Source organism: Paraburkholderia humisilvae (assembly GCF_902859855.1).
In the GTDB taxonomy this organism is placed as follows: Bacteria; Pseudomonadota; Gammaproteobacteria; order Burkholderiales; family Burkholderiaceae; genus Paraburkholderia; species Paraburkholderia humisilvae.
This window is the reverse complement of record NZ_CADIKH010000010.1, coordinates 198,064-222,006: the sequence shown is the minus strand read 5'-3', so window position 1 is coordinate 222,006 and position 23,943 is coordinate 198,064. Positions and strand designations below refer to the sequence as shown.

Below are 23,943 nucleotides of genomic sequence, written 5' to 3'. Positions count from 1 at the left end.
TTGCGAGGACCCGCCGTGCGTGCCGGTGTGTCCGACCGGCGCGAGCTACAAGCGCAAGGAAGACGGCCTCGTGCTGGTCGATTTCGACCGCTGCATCGGCTGCAAGTACTGCGCATGGGCGTGCCCGTACGGTGCGCGCGAGCTCGATGAAGAACGCAAGGAAATGACCAAGTGCACGCTGTGCGCGGACCGCATTCATGACGACAACCTGTCCGAACGCGATCGCAAGCCGGCCTGCGTGCTCGCGTGTCCGACCTCGGCCCGGCTCTTCGGCGATATTCACGATCCCGACTCGGTGGTGTCGAAGGCGATACGCGAGCGCGGCGGGTATCAACTGATGCCGGAGTGGGGCACGCGTCCGGCAAACCACTATCTGCCGCGCCAGAAGACGACCGCATGCGGCAGCGGGTCGTGCTCGTGCGGTTCGGATGCCGAAGGGGCGGCCGACGTGGCGCCGGCGGCGCCGCTCGAACATGGCGTGGTGGACCTTGCGTCGATGGCGACGCGCGTTTAACGGGCGCGTATTGCGACGCGCTCAGAAAAGGATTGGGGACCTGTACGATGAATCCGGCTTTTTCGGTTGTATTTCTCACCACGTTGAGCGGCGCGGGCCAAGGGCTGATGATCGCGCTCTTCGGTGTCGAACTCGGCGCGCAATTTGGCGTGATCGCGCTGCCGCCGCAGGCGTTTTTCGTCGCGGGCGCGGCGCTGTCGGTCGTGCTCGGCGTGCTTGGCCTGTTCGCGTCGTTTTTCCACCTCGGGCATCCGGAGCGCGCATGGCGTGCGATCGCGATGTGGCGCACATCGTGGTTGTCGCGCGAATGTCTCGCGTTGCCGCTGTTTCTGGCCTGTGTGTTCGCGTATGGCGTTGCGCATGCGCTGGGTATGCCGTATTCGCTCGCGCTCGGCGCGCTCGGAGTGCTCGCAAGCGGCGTGCTGTTCGTGTGCACGTCGATGATCTACGCCTGTCTGCGCTTTTTGCAGGAATGGGCGACGCCGCTGACGATGGTGAACTTCGTGCTGCTCGGCTGCGCGTCGGGCTTCACGCTGGCGAGCGCGAGCGCCGCGTGGTCTGCGCCGGCTCTCGTGCCGGCGCTGGCCGTGTGCGCGTGCGGATTGACGCTCGCGGGTTGTCTGACGCGTGTCGCGTCGCTCAGACGCAATGCGCGCCTACGGCCGAAATCGACGGTGCAAAGCGCGACCGGCATCCATGCGGCGAAGGTGGTCCAGAAATCGCGCGGCTTTACGGCCGGTGCGTTCAATCTGCGCGAATTCTTCCACGGCAAGACGCCGCAAACGCTGCAGCGAATCAAATGGACATTTCTGATCGCCGCGTTCCCGGTGCCGTTCGTGCTGATCGCGTTGGGCGGAAGCGTCGGGTCGGTTGCGCTTTCGGCCATGCTGTTGTGCGCGGCGTGCGCGATCCAGTACGCGGGGCTGGTTGCCGAACGGTGGTTCTTCTTTGCTGAAGCGCGCCACCCGCAAAACCTCTACTACCGGCAGGTTGCGTAACGAACCGCGGAACCGCGCGGGGACGTGGAGGCGACGGGCCAGCTTCGGCACGACTTCGTCGGCAGGCGTTCATCGTTACACGAAATTATCGGGTCTTTGTATAATTACACATATCGATGATAATTTCGTGTAATCCGTGAAACTGACCGAACTGTGGCACTTTCCTCGCCCCGAACTGGCGCAAGCCTATTTGACCGCGCTGAACTCGGGCATCCTGACGTCGCTGACAATCTTCGCGCCGCGCCGCACCGGGAAAACGGTGTTTCTGCGGGAGGATCTGACGCCGGCGGCCCAGCAGATGGGCTATGTGGTCGTCTACGCGGACCTCTGGCAAACGCGCCAGACGCCGGGCGCCGCGCTCGTTCACGCGCTTCAATCGCCGCACGAGCCCGACACGCTGGCAAGGAAGCTCAAGGCCCGGTTGTTGCCCTCGCTCAAATCGTTAAAGGGCAAGGCGGAAATTGCCGGCACGTCGATCGAAGGCGCAATCGAGCTCAATGACGACAAGAAGCTGGCCGCGGCCAACACCGCACTCCAGCTCGACGAATTGCTGGGTGGTCTGGCCCGGCGCAGGCCCGTGCTGCTGCTGGTTGACGAAGCTCAGTCTTTGGGCCGGAGCGAAGAGGGCGAAGACGTGGCGCGCGCGCTGCGCACCGCGCTGACCCGCTACAAGGACCGGCTTCGCGTCGTATTCACCGGGTCCTCGCGGACCCAGCTTGGGCACGTGTTTACAGACACGCGCGCTCCGCTCTATTCCGCAGCCAACCCGCTGCAGGACTTCCCGCTACTGGACGATGCATTCGTGAAATTTGTCGCAACCCGGTTTGCGGCGGCGACCTCACGCAAACTGAGCGTGCCGAAGGCCAAGGCCGCCTTTGCGCAGTTTCACCGCCGCCCGGAACCGCTACTTGAAGTGGCGATCACGCTGATGATGCAGCCGCGAATGTCCTTTGAAGACGCCGTGGCGTTCCAACTCGACAAGCTGGCCGGAGCGGAAGGCCACGAAACGACGTGGGATTCCTTGAGTGCGCTGGAACGCCTGCTGGTGCGGGAAATTGCGGGGAATCCGGCCTTTAGGCCGTTCTCGCGGGACAAGCTGGCGGCCTTCAAGGAACAATTGGGGGTTGCGGCGTTAGGCGCCACACAGGTCCAGCGCGCGTTATCCCGGCTCGCCGGCAAAAATATCGTCCTCAAGTCGCCACGAGACGTATACGAGTTCGAAAACGAAAATTTCGGCATCTGGGTACGCAATATGGCCGAGACCCCGTGACTGAACGGCTTTACGTTGCATCGGGTTGCAGGTCGCGCTTCGAGCAAAAGAATTCCTTTTGCTTGCCGCAAAAATCTTTGGCTTTCAGTCATCGCGCACGCATCTTAGACTGGCTCCGCTATCACGCGAACCAGAACGGTCAGGATGCAAAGCGCAACCCCCACACAACTCAAGGTGAACGTCTGGCGCGGTGCGGACGAAGGCGAGTTTCAGCGCTTTGACGTGCCCCGCATGGAGAGCCAGACGGTTCTCGACGTCGTCATTCATATTCAGCGACATCTCGACGCGACGCTGTCGTACCGCTTCGCGTGCCGTGTCGGCATGTGCGGTTCATGTGCGATGACCGTCAACGGCCGCGCGCGCTGGACCTGCCGCACCCATGTGACGAAAGTGCTGCGGCACGCGGACGACGTGCTCGAAATCGCGCCACTCAATCATTTGCCGGTGGTCAAGGATCTCGCGGTCGATATGACCGGTTTCTTCGACAAATGGCGCGACGCGAAAGGCTATTTCGCCGGCCAGCGCACTCGCGCCGAGCCGGTTGCGCGGGTGGACCCAGCCTCCGCCGCCCGCAAGGCCGCCGATGCGGGCATCGAATGCATCGGCTGCGGCGTCTGCTACGCGAGCTGCGATGTCATCGCATGGAATCCTGACTATCTCGGGCCAGCCGCGCTCAATCGCGCGTGGACGCTCGTCAACGACGTACGCGATACGCAGCAGCAGGCACGTGTGGCCGCTGTGTCGAACGATGCGGGCTGTCACTCGTGCCATACGCTCGGCTCGTGTACCGAACGGTGCCCGAAATCGCTTGCGCCGACCGCCAGCATTGCGGGTCTGAAGCGCCTGAACGGCAAGGCGCCACAAGGAGCAGACGAATGAAAGCAGCGCTCAGCGGCTGGCGTGTGCAGCGCATCTCGGCGATGGTGCTCGCACTATGCGTGACCGTTCATCTGATGACGATGATCGTCGTTGTGCATGGCGGCCTTTCCGCGGGAGCGATTCTCGCGCGGCTGCACGGCAATGGGGTATGGGGCCTGTTTTATGCGGTGTTTGTGCTGGCGGCTGCCGCGCATGTGCCGGTCGGCTTGCGGCGCATCGCCGAGGAGTGGCTCGGCTGGCGCGGTGCCAGTGTGTTCGCGGTCAGCGCGCTGATCGGCCTGATGCTTGCGGTGGCAGGCTTGCGCGCGGTCTACGCGCTGATCGGAGGTCCGCTGTGAGTGACATCGATGCATGGCGCTGTGGCGCAGCCGCAAGCCAACGCAAGACGCCGGGACGGCGCGCCGACGTGCGTGCGCGCAATCACCCCGCGTGGTGGGCATTTCTCGTGCACCGGTTGTCCGGACTCGCGCTGGCCATTTTCCTGCCGATGCATTTCTGGGCGCTAGGCACCGCATTGCATGGCGCCGCGGCGTTCGATTCGTTTCTCGCCGTGACGCGCCAGCCGGCGTTCGTGTTTGCCGAATGGGGACTCGTCACGCTGCTTGCCGCTCATCTGATCGGCGGCGTGCGGATTCTGTTGATCGAATACCGGCCATGGAGCGGCCTGCGCAAGGACCTGATCGCGGCAACCGCCGGCGGTGCGCTCGTCATAGGCCTTGCATTCGCGTTGTCATTGACGTTGTAAGCCGAACCCATCAAACGCGCCAACCTGGACGCAAACTGAAGGGCGCGATGGAGACCACCCGATGGATATGCAGCAAGTCGAAGAAGTCGCGAAGCAGCTCTACATTCGCGCGTTAAAGCAACTGCCGCCGGACATCAAGGATGGCATTGCGCGCCTCGAACGCGCGGAAACCGACGATACCGCGCGCCGTGTGCTCGGCATCATGCGCACGAATATTGGCGTCGCCGAAAGCGCGGACAACCTGCTGTGCCAGGACACCGGCCTGCCGATCTACAACGTGATGATTGGTGCGGGTCTCGCGCTCGATGGCGTCGCGCTGAAAGAGGCGATTCGCCGCGGCTGCGAGCGCGCGACGCGCGAGCATCCGCTGCGCTCGTCGGTCGTGCATCCGTTGACAAGGCAAAACGAGCAGACGTCGTGCGGCCCGCTGATGCCGGCGATCCATATCGACTTCGATTCGACCGCCGATACGCTCGTGATCGAGATGATTCCAAAGGGCAGTGGCTCCGAGAACAACTCGTTCCTGAAGATGGCGACACCGGCCGACGGAATCGACGCGATCAAACGTTTCGTGATCGACTGTGTGGTCGACGCCGGCGGCAAGACCTGCCCGCCGACCATCGTCGGGGTCGGCGTCGGCGGCACATCGGACCTGTGCGTCTGGCTCGCCAAGCGTGCCGCGACGCGCGCGCTCGGCACGCGCAACAGCGACCCGCACGCGGCGGCGCTCGAAGAAGAACTGTCGGCCGCGGTGAATCAACTCGGCGTCGGGCCGCAAGGGCTGGGCGGCGACGCGACCGCATTCGCGGTGCACGTCGAGCTGGCCGCGACGCACATCACGATGAATCCGGTCGCGGTGAACATGCAATGCCATTCGGCGCGGCGTGCACGCGCGACGTTGACGCGCGGCGCAGTCGAATACGGCTATTGACCGATGCCGAGTGCGAGGAGACCTGATAGATGACGCACCACCTACTGCAGACGCCGGTGACCGAAGCGCAGATTCGCACATTGAAGATCGGCGACATGGTGACGCTGACCGGCACCCTGTTCGGCATTCGCGACGCGACGCAGATCCATATGTTCGACCGTGGCCGCAAGACGCGCTTCGATCTGAACGGGCACGCGGTCATTCATACCGCGCCGAATGTGCGCCGTGTGCCGGTATCGGACACGAACCCGGCAGGCTATGAGCCGATCTGTGTCGGCACGACCACCTCGATGCGCATGGAGCGCTTTACCGAACCGTTGATGGCGCAATACGGTGTGCGCATTGTGATCGGCAAGGGCGGACTCGCGCAGGCTTCGAGCGATGCATTTGCAAAGCATGGCGGCGTGTATCTGGCGATTGTCGGCGGCACCGCGGCGCTGGAGACGACCTGGATCGAACAGATCGAAGACGTCGATCTCGACGATCTGAACCCTGAGTCGTTGTGGCGCTTCAGGATCGGCGAGTTCGGGCCGCTGCTGGTCGCGATGGACAGCTACGGCGGCAGCGTCTACACGACGGTACAGCAGAATACCCAGGCAAAGCGCGACAAGGTGCTCGCGTCGCTAGGCGTGCGTCCGTAACCATTCAAACGCATCAAGCCAATCGAGCTGATCGACCCGGGAGCCCACGCAGATGAAGCAGTACGAAACCGACATCCTGATTCTCGGCAGCGGCGGCGCAGGCCTGTTCGCAGCGCTGCATGCGCATGCAGCGGCGCCGCAGTTGCGCATCACGATCGCGGTAAAAGGCTTGCTCGGCAAATGCGGTTGCACGCGGATGGTTCAGGGCGGCTATAACGTCGCGCTCGCGCAGGGCGATTCGATCGAACGCCACTTCATGGATACGATTGAAGGCGGCAAGTGGCTATCGAATCAGGACCTCGCGTGGACACTCGTCACGCGCGCAGTCGAGCGCGTTCACGAACTGGAGAACGAGCTCGGCTGCTTCTTCGACCGTCACCCGGACGGTACGCTGAAGCAGAAGGCGTTCGCCGGACAGACCTTCGACCGCACGGTGCACAAGGGTGACCAGACCGGCATCGAGATCATCAACCGGCTCGCCGAACAGGTGTGGGCGCGCGGTATCGCGCGGCTCGAAGAGCATCGCGCGGTCGAGTTTATCGAAACCCAATCGGGCGGCGCGCTGGCCGGCGTGCTGATGATCGATATGCGCAGCGGCGAGTTTGCGTTCGTGCGCGCGAAGGCGGTGCTGCTTGCCACCGGCGGCGGCCCGACCATGTACAAGTACCACACGCCAAGCGGCGACAAGAGCTGCGACGGGATGGCGATGGCGCTGCGCGCCGGGCTCACGCTGCGCGATATGGAAATGGTGCAATTCCATCCGACCGGGTTGCTGGCCGGCACCCACACGCGGATGACGGGCACGGTGCTCGAAGAAGGCTTGCGCGGCGCGGGAGGATACCTGCTCACCGGCGACGGCGAACGCTTCATGCATCGATACGATCCGCGCGGCGAGCGCGCGACGCGGGATATCGTGTCGCGCAGCATTTTCCGCGAGCTGCGCGCGGGCAACGCGACGCCGAACGGCGGCGTCTATCTGCGGATGGACCACCTCGGACCCGATTCCGTGCGGCAGCGCTTCAAGGGCATGGTCGAGCGCTGTGCGGATTGCGGCTTCGATCTGGCGGGCGGCCAGGTCGAAGTCGTGCCGACCGCGCACTACATGATGGGCGGCGTGATGTTCGAGGCCGATTGCTCGACGACGCTGCCAGGCCTGTTCGTCGCCGGTGAAGATGCGGGCGGCGTGCACGGCGCGAATCGGCTGGGCGGCAATGGCGTCGCGAATTCGACCGTATTCGGCGGCATTGCCGGCGAGACGCTCGCGCAATGGGTGCCGCGCTATGGACGTGACGAAGAAGCGGATCGCAAGCAGATCGGGCGCGCGATCGAGCGCTGTCGCGCGCCGCTGACGCGCAAGCCCGATTCCGACCTCGAAGCGATCCGCGAGACGCTTTACGATCTGATGTGGAACGACGTCGGCATTCTGCGCGATGCGCAAGGGCTTACGCGCGCACGCGATACATTGCTGGATATCGAAGCACGGCTTGCGCGCACGGGCGTCGATGGCCGCGACTTGCGTTTTAACCTGTCGTGGCACGACTGGCTGAACCTGCAGAACCTCACGCTCGTGAGCCGCGCGATCACCGAATCGGCATTGCTGCGCGAGAACTCGCGCGGTGCGCATTTCCGCGAAGACTTCCCCGACGCGGGCGATCTGGAAACATCCGACTATATGTGCCTGCGATTGCGCGATGGCGAGCTGGAAACGAGCCGCCGCCGCGTGCAATTCACGCGTGTGCGGCCCGGTCAGTCGCTGCTCGACGATGCATCGGCACCCGCATCGACACCCGCACCCGCATCGGCGTCGGCGCCGCGCGAACCACTCGCGGCGGGTTCATCGGCACCGTCGGTGAAATGACGCTTCACCGCATCGGTGAACGCTTCCCGCCCGTGCTCGCGGCGCTCGAGCAAGCCGACGCGGCGCGGCGCGATGCGCTCGGGCAACGCGGTGACGCGCAGGCCCGACTCGAGGTTCCAGTTTGCGTTCGCGAGGCGCGGCACGATCGATACGCCGAAGCCGCGCTTTACCATCTCGCAGATCGCTTCGAGCGAGTTCAACTCCATGATGTCGCGCACCGATGCGCCGAGGCCCTGTAGCGCTTCTTCGATCAGAATGCCGGTCCACGTCTGCCGGTCGAAACGGATATACGGCTCCTGCAATAGCGCGTCGACGTCGGTGCGCGGGTCGTCGGTCGATGAAATCAGCACCATCGGCTCGCTGTAGAGCGCGGTCCATTTGAGCGTGGCCGGGAATCCGGTCGGCGATTGCGTGACGATGGCCGCGTCGAGTTCGCCGCTGTCGACGCGCGTCGCGAAATCGCTCGACAGCCCGGTGAACAGCTTGAGCTCGAGCCGTGGATAGCGGCGCTTCAGGTTCAGCATCGCGTCCGCGAATGCGCCCATCAACGACGATACAAGCGCGCCGACGCGCACCACGCCGGCCACTTCATCGCGCTCGCCGACCGCGAGAATCTTGCGATAGTTCGCGACCAGCGTTTCGGCGAGCGGCAGGATCGTGCGTCCTTGCTCGCTCAGGGACACCGAGCGCGGCGTGCGTTCGAACAGCACGATGTCGAGATCGCGCTCGAGCGAGCGCATCTGCTGGCTCACCGCGGCCTGTGTGAGGCAGACCTCGTCGGCGGCCGCGGCGAACGAGCCATGCCGCGCGACGGATAGAAACGTGACGAAATACCGAATTGCACTCATAGCCCGGTTCCCTGCGGATTGACCGCCGATGCGCGCAAACAGACGCTACCGCAATGCGTGGACAACCGACGTACCGAGCAGCACGGCACCCGATGCGAACAGCAGCGCGAGCAGCACGCGCTTGAACGCGGTGTCCGAGATGCGTACGTATAGGCGCGAGCCGAGCCAGGCGAAGATCAGCGTCGACGGCACCATCCACGCGAACAATGTGAGGGTCTGCCGATCGATCAGGCCAGTGAGCGCATAGGTGACGAGCGTCAGTGACTGCATCGCGATAAAGAAGCTCTGGCAGATCGCACGCTGCACATCCTTCTGATGACCGCGCAGCATGCACCAGACGGTCGGCGCCGGGCCGACAAGGCCCGCGATTCCGCCCAGCACGCCGCCGATCACGCCGACGCCGCCATCGGCCCACGCGCCGCCCGCGGTAATGGTCGGCAGGTTCTTCGCCGCCAGCATCAGGCCGCAATAGACAATCAGCAATAGTCCGACGCCGATCCGGAACGCGGTGGGATCGATGATCGGCAGCAGCGCGGCGCCGATCGGCACGCCGATAAACCCGCCCGCAATAAACGGCCCGATCAGCTTCGGGTGAATCTGACTGCGCACCGTGCCCACCGTCAGCACCTGGCCCGCCAGCGAGCCGACCACGAGCATCGGCCCGATTGCCTGCGGCGGCAGTGTCCATGCCCAGAACACCATCGCAACGAGGCCAAACGCGAATCCCGCGAGACCCGATACGAAGCCCGCGATCGCGCTGCCGCCTATCACCAGCAGCGCAAGTTGCGTGCTCAACGGCTGCGCTCCGCTGCAGCGTAGCGGGTGGCGAGCAACGGGACGCCGCTCACGACTGCATGCCCCAGCGCTGCACCGTATGCCGTTCGAGCGTGCGGAAGATCAGGTTCTCGACCGCAAGGCCGATCAGAATCACGGTAAACAATCCGGCGAACACGTTCGCAATGTCGAGCAGGTTCTTGTTCTCGTAGATGAACCAGCCGAGTCCCCCCGAGCCCGAGCTCACGCCGAACACGAGCTCTGCCGCGATCAGCGTGCGCCACGCGAACGCCCAGCCGATCTTCAGACCCGTGAGAATGCTAGGGAATGCGGCAGGTACGAGAATCTTCGTGACGTAGCGGCCGCCGCGCAGGCCATAGTTGCGCCCGACCATCTTCAGCGTGTTGCTGACCGACAGAAAGCCCGAATGCGTGTTCAACGCGACCGACCACGTGACCGAATGCACGAGCACGAAAATCAGGCTGCCGTTGCCCAGGCCGAACCAGATCAGCGCTAGCGGCAGCAGCGCGATGGCGGGCAATGGGTTCAGCATCGAGGTCATCGTTTCGAGAAAGTCGGTGCCGATGCGCGACGTGATCGCCGCTGCGGTCAGCACGGCCGCGAGCACGATGCCGCACGCGTAGCCCATCAGCAGCACATGGATCGATGCCCACGCTTTACCGGGCAATTCGCCATTGGCGATGCTCGTGACGAACGCATTGACCGTCGCGCTGAAGGTGGGGAACAGCAGCGCATTGTTGAGGATGCGACCGTACACTTCCCAGACGATGGCGAGAAACGCCAGAATGACCAGCTTGCGAATCCACCCCTGGTTATAGAGCCGTTCGAACGTCGACAACGGCTTTTCGACGACGCTGAATTGATGCGTATCGCTGGTTTCGCGAATGATTTCCTCACGCGGCGCCATCGCGACGCCGGCCATCGATTCGCGATTGGGGTAGGCAGACGCGGTGCCCTGAGCAGTACCGTTAGACATTCTCGGCCTCTTCGATCTCGTCTTCGAACAGCATGTGCTGGATGCGCTTTTCGAGCGCCACCGCGGCTTCACCGGACACGGCCGTGTTGAGCTCGGCCTTTACCTGGCCCGGATGCGGCGATAGCAGCAGAATGCGGCTGCCCACCTTGATCGCCTCGGGAATCGAGTGCGTGACGAACAGCACCGTGAAGCGCGTTTCCTGCCACAGTGCGAGCAGTTCGTCCTGCATCTTGCGGCGCGTGAGCGCATCGAGTGCCGCGAACGGTTCGTCCATCAGCAGAATGTCCGGCTCCATCGCCATGCCGCGCGCGATCGCCACGCGCTGCTTCATGCCGCCCGACAGCATATGCGGGTAGCTGTCGGCGAATTTCGTCAGATTGACCTTGTCGATGTAGTGCATCGCACGCTGTTCCGCGTCGCGCGCGCCAAGCCGTCGCGACGACAGCAGCGGGAACATCACGTTCTGCTTGACGGTTTTCCACGGCAGCAACTGGTCGAATTCCTGAAACACCATCATCCGGTCCGGGCCAGGCTTCGTAATCGTCTTGCCCTTCAGCGAAATCGACCCTTCGGTGGGCGGCAGATAACCGCCGACGCTTTTTAGCAAGGTCGATTTGCCGCAACCCGACGGGCCGAGCAGCACAAAACGCTCGCCCTGGAACACCTGGAAGTCGACCCGATAGGTCGCCATCACCAGATGCTTGCGCGTTTTGTATTGCAGTGTGACGCCCTTCACGTCGAGCAACGGCGCATTGTCCGACGCGTGTCCGGACGATGCGGCGCCGCTCGCATTACGCATCGAATACATGGTCAGCTCCCTTGCTGCGATTGCGCGGTCGGAAAGAACAGGTCTTTCCACGACGCCGGCTTCGCCTTGATGAGGCCGGTACGCGCCATGAAGTCCGCGTATTTCACCGTGTTTTGCGGGGTGGTCGTGAACTGCACGTCAGGCGACGAGATCATCTTCTCGATTTCGTCGACGCTACTCTTGTCCTTGCTGATGCGCAGATAAGCGAGCGCGGCCGCGCGCTTGTCCTTGTTGATCGACGCCTCGGCTTCGTCGAGTGCGGCCATGAAAGCCTGCACGAGCTTCGGGTTCTGCTGATAGAACTGCGACGTGCACCAGACAAGGTTGAACGTCGATTTGCCGCCGAGCACATCATAGGAATTCACGACCGTATGCACGCCCGGATGCGCGAGTTCCTGCTCCTGAAATGGCGGCGAACCAAAATGCGCGGTTACTTCGCTACTGCCGGACAGCAGCGCCTGCTGCGCATCCGGATGCGCGAGCGATACGGTGTACTTGTCGAGCTGCCCCTGATTGCCGGCGCCGAACGCCTTTTCGGCGGCCATTTGCAGCGTGATCGCCTGAATCGACACCTTGGCGGCGGGCAGTGCGATCTTGTCCTTGCCGGAGAAGTCCTTCACGGTTTTGACCGCGGCGTTGGTCGTGTTCAGCAGCAGCGGCATCGAATTGATCGCGGCGAGCGCCTTCACTTCGAGCGGCGTGCCATGCGTGCGCGACCAAAGCAGCACGAGCGGCGCGACGCCGCCCGATGCGATCTGCAACGAATTGGACAGCAGCGCGTCGTTCATCACATTGCCGCCGGCAAACTCGACCCACGATACCTTCAGATTCGGCACGCCGAGCTGCGCGGCGTGTTTTTCAAGCAGCTTCTGGTCCTGCATGATCATCAGCGGCAGATAGCTGACGCCGTACTGACGCGCGATCTTGATCTCTGACATGTCGGCGCGGGCGACCGTGCAGACCAGCAGCGTGGCCAGCGCGGAACAGACGACGGCGATTTTGCGAAAGCTCATTGCTCGACACTCCTTGCGAGAGGAACGGCACGGCGGATCGTTAGAAATGTTTCCGGGAACGGAGCGGCGCAGTATGAGTCGCCAATATTAAGGATTCGTTGCGGCGCGGCGAGAAACTGGGTAACAGGAAACGGTGCGTGGCCCGGAGGAACGGGCCGCAAGGCAGTGCGGATGGCGGAAGGACGGGGTGTGCATCGTGAGGGTCTCCTGAATTCCGGCCTGCCCGCGCAGGGCGCCGTGCGGCCGGTTTTGATTGCAGCTGACTCTATTCGTGCGTGGCTGACAGTCCCCGACTGTCAAGACCGCTGTTCCAGCGACTGCTCAATACGACTTCCTAACGACCGCTTTATGATTTAAATCATCTGTATGAGTAGCGAGTGTAGGTGATCGCTTCACCGATTGCAAATTACCAGATCGGGATTGCTCTTGCCGCGGCGTCATAAAGGCTCGTCGTGTGACGCTGACGCTCCCACATACTCATAGTGTTCGGTGTTCACGTGTGAGATGCGCACCTCGACCGGCAACTGATGATACGAATACGCAATGCGCCGGATCTCGAGGATCGGCGCGCCGGGCGTGACGCCGAGCAGCGCACTCTCGACCTGGTCCGCGAGTGCTACGCGCACGCGTTCGTCGGTGCCGACCACGTTGATATGAAAGACGTCCTGATAGAAGTTGTACAGCGTGCTTGGCCGGTCGCGCAGCGCGGCTTCGGTCAGCCCCGGAAAACGTGATTCCGGCACGGTGATGTTCTCGGTCATCACTTTCTGGCCGTGCAGTGCGAGCTGGTTCATGAACGTGAACACGCGCGCGCCGGTTTCGATATTCAGCAGCGGCGCCAGTTCGCGGGTGGCTTTCGCTTTTCTGAACGATACGAGGCTCACCGTCGGATAGGTCTTGTCGCCGTCCGCGCGCACGACGCGGAAAAAACGGAAGAAGTGGCGGTCGCGCTGATGTTGCGCGACGAACGTGCCCAGGCCCTGGTGACGCACGAGGATATTGTCCGCAACGAGTTCGTCGATGGCTTTGCGCAACGTGCCGATCGACACCCCGAAGCGCTCGGCGAGGCGCTTTTCCGAAGGAATGGTTTCGCCGCCTTTCCACTCATGCGCGGCCAGCGCCGCGAGCATGGCATGCTTCACTTCCTTGTAACGCGTGCCGCCAATGGCGGGCGTACCGATCGTCAGCGTGTTCATGGCTCTTGCCCCTTGTCACTTTTCTCGCAGCAGCCCGGCATGCAACCTCGTTGTCAGGAATCCTGCCGGGGATTCTACTTCATACGGCTCATTGAACACATATAGATGATATGGTTGACACATGCAATCCCGACGCCTAAGATGGGTTGCACGGACGACACAACAGGCCGAACCGTATCAACCACCCTGGAGACATTTCGATGAGCAACGCCGCATCAGCCGCGCCGCAACAATCCGGCGGGTCAAAGAGGACGATTCACATCGTGCTGCACGAAGCGAAAGACACCGTCGGCGTCGCGGTGGTGGAGGGGATCAAGGCGGGCACGCAACTGAACGCGTGGATCATGGATGATGACGAAGTCGTTACGGTGGCCGCGAAGCAGGACATTCCGATCGGTCACAAGGTTGCGCTGAAGGACATGGCTGTCGGCGACACGGTGTTCAAGTATGGCGTCGATATCGGCAAGGTGGTTGCACCCATCAAGGCGGGTGAACACGCGCACGTTCACAACATCAAGACGAAGCGCTGGTAACGGCAGCGGGTCACCCCGCGTGCAACCCCGCGTGCAACCCACTACGTTCCTCCATTCAAAACATCGAGACACACCATGAGCGTGATTGACAAGAACACCACTTTCCGCGGCTATCGCCGCGATAACGGCCGCGTCGGCGTGCGCAACCATGTGATCATCCTGCCGGTCGACGATCTGTCGAATGCTGCTGCGCAAGCGGTCGAAAACAACATCAAAGGCACGATGGCGCTGCCGCACCCGTACGGCCGCCTGCAATTCGGCGCCGACCTCGATCTGCATTTCCGCACGCTGATCGGCGCGGGCTGCAACCCGAATGTCGCGGCGGTCGTCGTGATCGGCATCGAGGAAGGCTGGACCAAGCGCGTCGTCGATGGCATTGCGAAGTCGGGCAAGCCGGTGATGGGCTTCGGCATTGAACTGCACGGCGACCACGACACGATCATGCGTGCGTCGAAGGCCGCGAAGGAAATGGTGCAGTACGCGACGTCGCTCGATCGTGTCGAATGCCCGATCTCGGACTTGTGGGTGTCGACCAAGTGCGGCGAATCGGATACGACGTCCGGTTGCGGCGCGAACCCGACGGTCGGCAACGCATTCGACAAGCTGTACGGCCTTGGCACGACGCTTGTGTTCGGCGAGACGTCGGAACTGACGGGCGGCGAGCAGATCGTCGCCGCACGCTGCGCGAACGACAAGGTGCGCGAGCGCTTCCAGTTCATGTTCGACCGCTATCAGGACATGATTAACCGCTGGAAAACCGACGACCTGTCCGAATCGCAGCCGACCAAGGGCAATATTGCCGGCGGCCTGACGACGATCGAAGAAAAGGCGCTCGGCAACATCCAGAAGATCGGCAAGAAATGCATGGTCGACGGTGTGCTCGATAAAGCGGAAGCACCGACGCATTCGGGACTGTGGTTTATGGACTCATCGTCGGCGGCTGCGGAAATGGTCACGCTGTGCGCGGCATCCGGCTTTGCGGTGCACTTCTTCCCGACCGGCCAGGGCAACGTGATTGGTAACCCGATCGTGCCCGTCATCAAGATCTGCGCGAACCCGCGCACGGTGCGCACGATGAGCGAGCATATTGACGTCGACGTGTCGGGCCTGCTGCAGCGCGAGCAGAACCTCGACCAGGCCGGCGACAAGCTGCTCGAATCGATGATGGCGACGATCAACGGCCGCTGGACGGCGGCCGAAACGCTCGGCCACCGCGAATTTGTGCTGACGCGTCTGTTCGAAAGCGCCTGATAAGCGCGCGGTGCGGCGTTCGCGATACGCCGCACCGGGCCGTCTCACCGCTTCGTTTTAGCGCCTCTCCTAGCCCAATCCAGACATACACAAACGCAGTTTCGCAGCAGTGCGCGCGCAACGCGTAGCCCCTCACAACGTACAAGGGCCCGCAGGCCCGGCACGCGGCGCGGCATTGTCCTTTTCCAGCAGCAGCGAGTGGAGGAGACACCATCTTGCGCGTGCTACGACATCTCTATGTGCAAGTCCTGATCGGCCTTGCGGCCGGTATTGTGGTCGGCTACTTCATGCCGGACCTCGGCGTGCAAATGAAGCCGCTTGGCGATACGTTCATCCGCCTCATCAAGATGCTGATCACGCTCGTGATCTTCTGTACGGTATCGATCGGCATCGCGCGGATGGAGTCGTTGAAGGCGGTGGGCCGCGTCGGCCTGAAGACGATCGTGTACTTCGAAGTGGTGACAACGGTCGCACTCGTGATCGGGCTCGTCGTCGCCAACGTGCTGCACCCGGGCGCGGGCCTGAACATCGATCCGGGAACACTCGATCCGCACGCGGTCGGACATTACGTGACCGAAGTGCACAACGAGGCGTCGACGAATTTCCTCGAGCAGATTGTGCCGAACTCGGTGATCGGCGCATTCGCGCGCGGCGATCTGCTGCAGGTGCTGCTGTTTTCGGTGCTATTTGGCATTGCGCTTTCGCTGACGTCGCGGCGCAGCCGTTTTCTCACGCGCGTGATCGAGCAAACCAGCGATGCGCTGATGACCATCGTCGAAATGATCATGCGGCTCGCGCCGCTTGGCGCATTCGGTGCGATGGCGTTCACGGTCGGCAAGTACGGCATCACGACCTTGCAGCAACTCGGGTTGCTAATCGTATGCTTCTACGTGACCAGCATTCTTTTCATCGTGCTGGTGCTCGGTACGATTTGCCGCTGGGCCGGCGTCGGGCTGTGGCCGCTACTCAAGTATCTGCGCGAGGAACTGCTGATCGTGCTCGGTACGTCGACCACCGAATCGGTGCTGCCTCGCCTGATGGAAAAACTCGAACGGCTCGGCTGCCCGAAGACAGTGGTCGGTCTTGTGTTGCCGACCGGCTACTCGTTCAACCTCGACGGCGCGGCCATTTACCTGACGATGACATCGCTCTTCATCGCGCAGGCGACCAATACGCATCTGACGCTGTGGCAGCAACTTGGCCTGCTCGCGGTGCTGATGCTCACATCGAAGGGCGGCGCCGGCGTCGCGGGCGCCGCGCTGGTCGCGCTGACCGCTACACTGTCGACGCACAATATCATCCCGGTTGCGGGCATTACGCTGATTCTCGGGATCGATCGCGTGCTCAACGAAGTCCGCGCGATTGTGAACATGATCGGCAATGCGGTGGCGACTATCGTGGTTGCGCGCTGGGAAGGCGCATTCGACGCGCGCGCCGCGCGCGAATTTCTCGCGGCACCGCCGCAGGAAGTACTACGCGACGAACCGCAGACGCAAACAGGCGACCTCGAAGACGGAACGTCGCCGGCATTCGCGCGCGAAAATTCGAACTGACAGGGTGGGAGCGTTGCGGCCGGTTTCGGCGCGCTCCGGCCGCAACATGAAAAGGAATCCTGGTATGACGCGTGTTTCACCCGATGCATTGCTTGCGCTCGCAACGAGCGCGGTCGAACGGACCGGCGCGCCGCACGAGACCGCGGTCGCGACCGCGCGGGCGCTGGTCTATGCGGACGAGCGCGGCTTGTCGTCGCACGGCGTCGCTCGTCTGCCGATGTATATCGCGCAATTGCGCAACGGCCGAGTCGATCCGCACGCGCGGCCCGCTGTGATCGTGTCGCGCAACGCCGCGGTGCTCGTCGACGCGGCGGACGGTATGGCCTTTCCCGCCTGCGCGCTTGCCATCGATACCCTGATCGTGCGCGCGCGCGAACACGGCAGTGCGGTCGCCAGCGTCACGCGCAGCCATCATTTCGGCGTCGGCGCGTACCATCTTGAAGCACTCGGCGCCGCGGGGCTCGTCGGTCTCGCGTTCAGCAATTCGCCGGGCGCGATGCCGGCATGGGGCGGCCGCCACCCGCTGTTCGGCACCAACCCGATTGCGGCCGTATTCCCGCGTCGCCATGGCGAGCCGCTGCTGATCGACCTGTCGCTGTCGCAGGCGGCGCGCGGCAAGATCATGATCGCCGCGCGTGAAGGCAAGCCCATTCCCGAAGGCTGGGCAACCACGCGCGACGGCACGCCCACCACTGACGCGATAGCGGCGCTCGACGGCATGGTGCTACCGTTCGGCGGTGCGAAGGGCGCGATGCTTGCATTGATGGTCGAATTGCTGGCTGCCGCGCTGGCCGGCGCGAACTTCGGGTATGAAGCCGGATCGTTCCTGACCGAGGAAGGCGAGCGTTCACGCATCGGTCATCTGTTCTGGGCGGTTGATCCAGGTGCGCTGGCCGGCAACGACCTGTACCTGTCGCGCGTCGAGGCGCTGATCGAAAGCCTGCTACAGGACCCGGATGTGCGTTTGCCCGGCCAGCGTCGACAAGGTCTCGCCGAGTCGGCAAATCGGGATGGCATCGATATTCCAGATTCGTTGCATGCGCAACTTAAGGCGCTCGCGAGCTAGCGAGCGGCATGAGCCGGTTCAGCCACGTGTGCGGGCGTGCGGCGGATGTCCATCGTCAGGATTGCTTCGCTTGCTCGACGCTGTACGACGTCGTCGCGCCCTCGATCGTTTTATAGCGGAAGCCGACCGAGCCGCCATGCAGATCCAGCGTTTGCATATGGTCGAGCCTGCCTTTTTCGCCGAGCACCTGGACCGTGACCTTGCCGCGGGCATCTTTCGATATCACGGCCTCCGCGGTGCCCACACTGCGAACGTCGCCCGGTTCGAAATAGCTGAAGGTCATCATGTGCCACGGGTCATGCGGATCGGTTCCGCTCGCATGCAACGGTGCATGGATGCGCTCGTCCGGCAGTTTGCGGCCCGGCTCGGTTGAGTACTCGCCGTTGTAGATCAGCGCAGCGAACGGGTATTGCCGGGCGATGGAGACCAGTTCCTCGGCGCCGGAGCGGGCGGTGATCCACGCGTCATGTCCGGGGTGCATCGTACGGTACGCGTTGGCGATACTTCGTGCGCCGTCTTCAGACACGCTCCAGCGTGGATGGTCCGATGACGAGCCCGCGTGGTAGGCATGGAAGCCGTGATGATCGGCGGCGAACAGCATCGTACTGCCTCGCATCGGCCCTCCGGTCACGATAATCGTGGAGCCAGGCCGTATTTCGCGGAACGGCAGCATGATCGCTGCGGTGCCGTCCTTGCCGGCGCCCAGCTTGACGACGTCCGTTCCCGATAATTCTGTCGGCGTGGTGGACCAGGCTCTTCCCATGTACGCCTTCGCCTCGGGCACGTAAGAGGTTGCGTCCGTGCCTTTGCCGACCGCAACGACGTCATGCCGTGCCCGATAGCGCGTCTTGTCGATCAACGAGGGATTACGCGTGCCCGATTCGCTCCTGTCGTTCCGATAGAACGTGAGCGGTGCACCGAACTGTTTGATGCGCGCGGTATCAGCGGCGGGTTCACCGGCGGGCTCCAGATTGATGGGTCCCTCGCCTTGCAGGCGCTTTAGCGAGGTGGTCCCCTGGTTCACTTGCAGCCGGGGATCGATGGGGACCGTTGTTGCGAGTTTGGGGACGAGTGCGGGGCTGACCGGTCGCGTGACGGCAGGCGGTACGGGTGGTATCCGCGGGCGCTGCGTTGACGTGTGCTGGTTCGTCCGGGGAGGATGGGCTTTCTTTTTCCTTTGTGCTTGCAGCAGCCAGACTTTTTCCGGAATCTGTGGACTGTCGTGCCTGGGCGCGCCCTGCGAGACAGGGCCAAGGTACGCGCGTGTGACGCCGGTGTCGCCCGCTGGCGTTTTGTCTTGCGCGCGTCGAGGCACGGTGGACGTTTGCGAATAGTCGTGTGGCGGCCTTGTGTTTGCTTTCCGTCGATGGCGTCGTTGTGTCGTTGCCGCATGGTCCGATGGCGTGTCGTCCGGTTGCGCGAAAAGCCAAGGCTGCGAAGCGGTTGACGATACATGGGTCATGTCGTTCTCCGTATCAGACTGGTAATCGGTGAAACGCGTAAAGGCAAACCGATTCTACGGAGTACGGTATTTCGTTTGTGATACCTGCCTACACGTGCAAACCGCGCTGATTGCGAACGAGGCCGCGACGGCCGATTAACCGTCGCGGCACCAGGACTAACCGCTGGGCTACTCGGCCTCGGCCGCTTCCGTCACGTGGAAACGCGCGGCCGGCTTGCTGCGCGAAAGATTCGGCATCAGCGCCTGGCGAGCCGATTCGAACCTGTTCCAGTCTTCGACATCGGGCAGCGACGGAATCGTGATCGTCTCGCCCTGATCAAAGCCCGCGAGTGCGGCGTCGACCATGTCGCCGGCGTCCATCACGATCTGCTCGGGCAGGTTTTCGAGGGGCTTGCCCGCGATGCCCCAGAACTCGGTGCGCGTGGCGCCCGGCAGCACGGCCTGCGCGCGCACACCCTTGTCGGCCAGCTCGTGACGCAGCGATTGCGTAAGCGCAATGACAAACGACTTCGTGCCGCCATAGACGCCATTCAAAATTTCCGGCGCGACAGCAGCGATCGACGCGACATTGATGATGCTGCCGCCGCCGCGCGCCACGAACGCCGGCGCGATGGCATACGTGAGCCGGGTCAACGAGACGACGTTCAGCTTGATCATCGCTTCCATCGTGTCGACGTCCGAGTTCAGCAGCGGCAGCGCGGCGCCGACGCCGGCGTTATTGACGAGCAACGTAATGCTCGCGTCGGTGCGCAACACGTGCTCGACGCGACGGATATCTTCATCGTTCGACAGATCGGCGACGACGATTTCCACCGAACGGCCCGTTTCGTTCGTGATGTGCGCAGCCAGTTGCTCGAGGCGCGCGCGGTTGCGGGCGACGACGATCAGATCGTAGCCGCGGCGGGCAAGACGTTCGGCGTAGATCGCGCCGATGCCGGTGGATGCACCCGTGACGACGGCAGTACCTTTGAAAGATGGGTTCGACATACCAGGCTCCAGATAAATGAGGGGTTTAGTTTCAATGCGATGCGCTGCTGCATGTCACGAAGATTAGGTGCATACTCACATGTCGGCAATGTCGTATATGCAACCTTTTAGGACATCGGTGGGGGATTGTGATGCTGCGTTTGGGAATCGTGCTGTTTCCGGGGTTTCAGATGATGAATCTGTCGGTGCTGACGGTATTCGAGTTCGCCAACCGGGTGGCGGACTCGCCGTTGTATGACCTCGTGCTGCTCTCCGAGGACGGTGGCGCGGTGCAGGGGTCGTCGGGCTTCGCCGTCACCACGCAGAAATTCGACGACAGCCGGTTCGACACGCTGATTGTCGTCGGCGATAACGATGGAGTGCTGTCGCCGCCCGCGGTCATCGAGTTTCTGAAGCGCTCGGCGCCGACGGTGCGGCGCATCGGCTCGACGTGTACCGGCGCGTTCAATCTGGCGGAGGCCGGGCTGCTCGCCGGGCGGCGCGCGACGACCCACTGGTACTTCGCGGAGAAAATGCGGCGCGACTATCCGGACGTGAAAATGGAGGAGGACCGGATTTTCATCATCGACGGGCCGGTGTGGACGTCAGCGGGCATGAGCGCATGTGTCGACCTGGCGCTCGCACTGGTCGAAAAGGATGCCGGCGTGGAGGCTGCACGGGTGGTCGCGCGGCAACTCGTGCTTTACCACCGGCGTGCGGGTGGGCAGTCGCAGTTTTCCGCGCTGCTGGATCTGGAACCGAAGTCCGATCGCATCCAGAACGCGTTGAACTATGCGAAGCAGCATTTGCAGGCGGAATTGTCGGTCGAGGAACTGGCCGGCGCCGCGCATTTGAGCCCTCGGCAGTTTACGCGCACGTTTCGCGCGGAAACCGGGCAGACGCCGGCAAAAGCAGTCGAGCGGCTGCGCGTGGAAGCGGCGCGGCTGATGCTGGAAACCGGCCGGCATGGTGTCGACGTGGTCGCGCGCGAGACCGGGTTCGGCGATCGCGAACGGATGAGGCGCGCGTTCCTGCGGGCGTTTGGACAGCCGCCGCAGGCGATGGCGCGCACGATGCGCAATTTGATGTGAAGCGCGTGTGCAAGACCCGGCCTGCACATCGCACCGTGCCGCTTAAACCACGCCCATCATCGCTTTCGGCTCCAGATACGCCTCCAGACCCAGTGTCCCGAGTTCGCGACCGATCCCAGACTGCTTGAATCCGCCGAATGGCACCGCCGGGTCGTGCGTCAGCGCGTTGATCATCACGCGGCCCGCATCGATGCGCGCGCCGACCTCGCGCGCCCGTGCCGGATCGGACGACATCACATAGGCCTGCAGCCCATAGGTCGTGTCGTTTGCAATGGCGATCGCATCTTCCAGATCGCGATACGCAATGATCGACAGCACCGGCCCGAAGATTTCCTCTCGCGCGATGGTCATATCGTTACGCACGTCGGTGAACACGGTAGGCCGCACGAACCAGCCCGACTTAAGCCCGTCGGGCCGCCCTTCGCCGCCCGTCAACAGACGCGCGCCTTCGTCGATGCCGACGCGGATATAGCGTTGCACCCGGTGCCACTGCTTCTCGCTGACCATCGGCCCGATCACGGTTGCCGGATCGCGCGGATCGCCAGATTGGGTCTTTTCAACGGCGGCGCGAATGAGCGCCTCGAATTCGGCGACGCGCTGTTGCGGCACCAGAATGCGCGTGCCCGCGATGCACGCCTGGCCGTTGTTCATAAACCCTGCCTGCAGCGCAAGCGGCACCGTTTCAGCGAAATTCGCGTCGTCGAGAACGACGAACGGTGATTTGCCGCCCAGTTCCAGCGTGATGCGTTTGAGCGTCTCAGCACCGGCGCGCAGGATCGCCTTGCCGACTACCGTCGAGCCGGTGAACGAAATTTTCGCGATGTCCGGATGCGCGCTGATCGTCGCGCCCACCACGTCGCCGCGGCCCGTGACGATGTTGAACACGCCGGCCGGCAAGCCCGCCGCGTGCAGCGCCTCGGTCACGATCTGCGTCTGGATCGCACTCATCTCGCTCGGCTTGATGACGGCCGTGCAGCCTGCCGCGATCGCGGTCGCGAGCTTGTTGCTGATGAAGTGCCCATTGGCGTTCCATGGCGTGATCATTCCGGCGACGCCGACCGGCTGCATAACGATGTCACTGGCGTTAATCCGCCGCGTGAAATCGTATTGACGCAAGGTCTTCGCCACCTCGATGGCCGAGGCCGCTGCGAATTGCGCCATCCAGCGTGCGCGGGAAACCGGTGAGCCGTATTCCTCGACGATTGCCTCATAGAGATCGTCTTCGCGTGCTGCCAGCGCACCGGCCATGCTTTCCAGCATGTCGAGCCGTTCGCTTTTGCTGGTCCGCGAAAACGACACGAACGCGCGTTTTGCCGCAGCGACCGCGCGGTTCGCATCGTGTTCGTCCGCGAGACGGACGCGGCCAATCACCTGTTCGGTCGCGGGGTTGAACAGGTCGAACATTTCTTCGCCGTGCGGCGTGACAAATGCTCCGTCGATATAAATCCGGTCGATCTGCTGCATGAAGGGGAAGCTCCTGAAGGTTTACAACAAGCCATCAAGATAGTGCTGCGACGTTGGCCTGACTAGCCATATAATCAAGGATGTGCTGTTGAGGAATTTAGGACAATGGAAACATCCGGCCTGGGCGAACTGGAAGCCGTATTGGCGGTGGCGCGGCATCGCAGCTTCCGCGTGGCGGCCACCGAGCTCGGCGTATCGAAGTCGGCACTGAGCCACGCCGTGGCGGCGCTCGAGGCGCGCATCGGCGTGCGGCTTTTTAACCGTACCACGCGTAGCGTCGCGCTGTCGGAAGCCGGCGCCCAGTTCGTCGACAGCATCGCGCCCGCGCTATCGACAATCCGCACGGCGCTCGAACAGGCGGGCAGCTACCGCGATACGCCTTCCGGCACGTTGCGCATCAATACATCGTCAGGCGGGGCACGCCAGGCGATGCCGATCTTCATCGATTTCATGCGCCGCTACCCGGAGATGAAGTTCGACCTCGTCACCGAAGGCCGGATGATCGACATCGTTGTCGAAGGTTTCGACGCCGGCATCCGGCTTGCGGAGTCGGTGCCGCAAGACATGATCGCGGTGCCGTTTGGCCCGATGCTGCGTTTCGCGGTGGCGGCGAGCCCTGCGTATTTCGAGCGGCATCCGCCGCCGCGCACGCCAGCCGATCTCGTTGCGCATCGCTGCATACGCACGCGGATGCCGAGCGGTGCGATGTATCACTGGGAATTCGAGCGGCACGGCGAGGCGTTTGCGGTCGACGTGAAAGGCGCGATCACGCTCGACGATCCCGACCTGATGCTGTCGGCCGCGCGCGCCGGGTTGGGGGTGACGTACCTGACCGAATGGACGATTGGCGCTGATCTGAAGGCCGGCACACTGCAGCGCGTACTGGAGGACTGGACGCCGCCGTTTGACGGTCTGTGTTTGTACTATCCGGGGCGGCGGCATGTGCCGGCGGCGCTGCGGGCGCTGATCGACTTGATTCGCGAGCATTCGGGGACGGCCGGCGAGCGGCCGCACGCGGCCGCGCCGGAGCGCAGCGCGACCGACTGAACGATGGTTGACGCCGCGCGCGGTGAGTCGCGTTGCGC

At 63.2% G+C, this 23,943-nt stretch carries 24 protein-coding genes; 15 read left to right on the top strand and 9 right to left on the bottom strand.

Annotated features, from left to right (window positions below):
* The 9 genes from HV796_RS13225 to HV796_RS13185 form a co-directional block, all read left to right on the top strand.
* The coding region (locus HV796_RS13225) for a 4Fe-4S dicluster domain-containing protein (protein ID WP_175226933.1) at positions 1–514 on the top strand (514 nt) is incomplete at its 5' end.
* A 47-nt stretch (positions 515–561) separates the two neighbouring features.
* On the top strand, positions 562–1,512 hold the full coding sequence (locus tag HV796_RS13220) for a dimethyl sulfoxide reductase anchor subunit family protein (RefSeq protein ID WP_175226932.1): 951 nt from the start codon (positions 562–564) through the stop codon (positions 1,510–1,512).
* Positions 1,513–1,648: 136 nt separating this feature from the next.
* Complete coding sequence (locus HV796_RS13215; RefSeq protein WP_175226931.1) at positions 1,649–2,782, top strand: ATP-binding protein; 1,134 nt, start codon at positions 1,649–1,651, stop codon at positions 2,780–2,782.
* Positions 2,783–2,926: 144 nt separating this feature from the next.
* Positions 2,927–3,661: a succinate dehydrogenase/fumarate reductase iron-sulfur subunit gene (locus tag HV796_RS13210; RefSeq protein WP_175226930.1), complete on the top strand. Its 735-nt coding sequence runs from the start codon at positions 2,927–2,929 to the stop codon at positions 3,659–3,661.
* Positions 3,658–3,999 carry a succinate dehydrogenase/fumarate reductase transmembrane subunit gene (locus HV796_RS13205; protein WP_175226929.1) on the top strand — a complete coding sequence of 114 codons (342 nt, stop codon included), beginning with the start codon at positions 3,658–3,660 and terminating at the stop codon, positions 3,997–3,999. Before HV796_RS13210 ends, HV796_RS13205 begins: the two co-directional genes overlap by 4 nt.
* Positions 3,996–4,406 carry a succinate dehydrogenase, cytochrome b556 subunit gene (sdhC, locus tag HV796_RS13200; RefSeq protein ID WP_377693856.1) on the top strand — a complete coding sequence of 137 codons (411 nt, stop codon included), beginning with the start codon at positions 3,996–3,998 and terminating at the stop codon, positions 4,404–4,406. The genes HV796_RS13205 and sdhC overlap by 4 nt, the downstream gene beginning before the upstream one ends.
* 61 nt (positions 4,407–4,467) lie before the next feature.
* The gene (locus tag HV796_RS13195) at positions 4,468–5,337 is read left to right on the top strand and encodes a fumarate hydratase (protein ID WP_175226928.1); all 870 of its coding nucleotides are present in this window, start codon (positions 4,468–4,470) and stop codon (positions 5,335–5,337) included.
* Positions 5,338–5,366: 29 nt separating this feature from the next.
* Entirely contained in the window at positions 5,367–5,978 is a 612-nt protein-coding gene (locus HV796_RS13190; protein ID WP_175226927.1) for a fumarate hydratase C-terminal domain-containing protein, read from the top strand.
* A 52-nt stretch (positions 5,979–6,030) separates the two neighbouring features.
* On the top strand, positions 6,031–7,836 hold the full coding sequence (locus HV796_RS13185; protein ID WP_175226926.1) for an L-aspartate oxidase: 1,806 nt from the start codon (positions 6,031–6,033) through the stop codon (positions 7,834–7,836).
* Here the strand turns inward: HV796_RS13185 and HV796_RS13180 are convergent.
* From HV796_RS13180 to HV796_RS13155, 6 genes are all read right to left on the bottom strand, one after another.
* Positions 7,725–8,684 (bottom strand): LysR substrate-binding domain-containing protein, encoded by a 960-nt coding sequence (locus HV796_RS13180; protein ID WP_175226925.1) that lies wholly within the window; start codon positions 8,682–8,684, stop codon positions 7,725–7,727. The two genes, HV796_RS13185 and HV796_RS13180, sit on opposite strands and share 112 nt — an antisense overlap.
* Positions 8,685–8,729: 45 nt before the next feature.
* Entirely contained in the window at positions 8,730–9,479 is a 750-nt protein-coding gene (locus HV796_RS13175; RefSeq protein ID WP_175226924.1) for a sulfite exporter TauE/SafE family protein, read from the bottom strand.
* Between the two features lie 49 nt (positions 9,480–9,528).
* Positions 9,529–10,386, bottom strand: a complete 858-nt coding sequence (locus tag HV796_RS13170; protein WP_246355848.1) for an ABC transporter permease — start codon at positions 10,384–10,386, stop codon at positions 9,529–9,531.
* 61 nt (positions 10,387–10,447) lie between these two features.
* On the bottom strand, positions 10,448–11,254 hold the full coding sequence (locus tag HV796_RS13165; protein WP_175226952.1) for an ABC transporter ATP-binding protein: 807 nt from the start codon (positions 11,252–11,254) through the stop codon (positions 10,448–10,450).
* An 11-nt stretch (positions 11,255–11,265) separates the two neighbouring features.
* On the bottom strand, positions 11,266–12,276 hold the full coding sequence (locus HV796_RS13160) for an ABC transporter substrate-binding protein (RefSeq protein WP_175226922.1): 1,011 nt from the start codon (positions 12,274–12,276) through the stop codon (positions 11,266–11,268).
* A 437-nt stretch (positions 12,277–12,713) separates the two neighbouring features.
* Positions 12,714–13,472, bottom strand: coding sequence for a GntR family transcriptional regulator (locus tag HV796_RS13155; protein ID WP_175226921.1), 759 nt, complete (start codon positions 13,470–13,472; stop codon positions 12,714–12,716).
* 200 nt (positions 13,473–13,672) lie between these two features.
* Here HV796_RS13155 and HV796_RS13150 point away from each other — a divergent pair, with 200 nt between their 5' ends.
* The 4 genes from HV796_RS13150 to HV796_RS13135 all read left to right on the top strand — a co-directional run bounded on the left by HV796_RS13150 (position 13,673) and on the right by HV796_RS13135 (position 17,875).
* Entirely contained in the window at positions 13,673–14,005 is a 333-nt protein-coding gene (locus HV796_RS13150; protein ID WP_175226920.1) for a UxaA family hydrolase, read from the top strand.
* Positions 14,006–14,080: 75 nt separating this feature from the next.
* Positions 14,081–15,256: a UxaA family hydrolase gene (locus HV796_RS13145; protein ID WP_175226919.1), complete on the top strand. Its 1,176-nt coding sequence runs from the start codon at positions 14,081–14,083 to the stop codon at positions 15,254–15,256.
* Positions 15,257–15,471: 215 nt separating this feature from the next.
* A complete protein-coding gene (gene dctA / locus HV796_RS13140) occupies positions 15,472–16,809 on the top strand; it encodes a C4-dicarboxylate transporter DctA (protein WP_175226918.1) in 1,338 nt (445 codons plus the stop codon).
* A 64-nt stretch (positions 16,810–16,873) separates the two neighbouring features.
* Positions 16,874–17,875, top strand: coding sequence for an Ldh family oxidoreductase (locus HV796_RS13135; RefSeq protein ID WP_175226917.1), 1,002 nt, complete (start codon positions 16,874–16,876; stop codon positions 17,873–17,875).
* 55 nt (positions 17,876–17,930) lie between these two features.
* Here the strand turns inward: HV796_RS13135 and HV796_RS13130 are convergent, their stop codons facing one another.
* Together HV796_RS13130 and HV796_RS13125 are read right to left on the bottom strand one after the other, a co-directional pair.
* Positions 17,931–18,899 (bottom strand): cytotoxic necrotizing factor Rho-activating domain-containing protein, encoded by a 969-nt coding sequence (locus HV796_RS13130; protein ID WP_175226916.1) that lies wholly within the window; start codon positions 18,897–18,899, stop codon positions 17,931–17,933.
* Between the two features lie 606 nt (positions 18,900–19,505).
* Positions 19,506–20,324 (bottom strand): SDR family NAD(P)-dependent oxidoreductase, encoded by an 819-nt coding sequence (locus tag HV796_RS13125; RefSeq protein WP_175226915.1) that lies wholly within the window; start codon positions 20,322–20,324, stop codon positions 19,506–19,508.
* Between the two features lie 131 nt (positions 20,325–20,455).
* On the opposite strand from HV796_RS13125, the gene HV796_RS13120 reads away from it, so the two are divergent.
* A complete protein-coding gene (locus HV796_RS13120) occupies positions 20,456–21,394 on the top strand; it encodes a GlxA family transcriptional regulator (RefSeq protein ID WP_175226914.1) in 939 nt (312 codons plus the stop codon).
* 42 nt (positions 21,395–21,436) lie between these two features.
* Here the strand turns inward: HV796_RS13120 and HV796_RS13115 are convergent, their stop codons facing one another.
* A complete protein-coding gene (locus HV796_RS13115; protein ID WP_175226913.1) occupies positions 21,437–22,858 on the bottom strand; it encodes an aldehyde dehydrogenase family protein in 1,422 nt (473 codons plus the stop codon).
* A 105-nt stretch (positions 22,859–22,963) separates the two neighbouring features.
* On the opposite strand from HV796_RS13115, the gene HV796_RS13110 reads away from it, so the two are divergent.
* Positions 22,964–23,905 (top strand): LysR family transcriptional regulator, encoded by a 942-nt coding sequence (locus HV796_RS13110; protein WP_175226912.1) that lies wholly within the window; start codon positions 22,964–22,966, stop codon positions 23,903–23,905.
* The last annotated feature ends 38 nt before the right edge of the window (positions 23,906–23,943 follow it).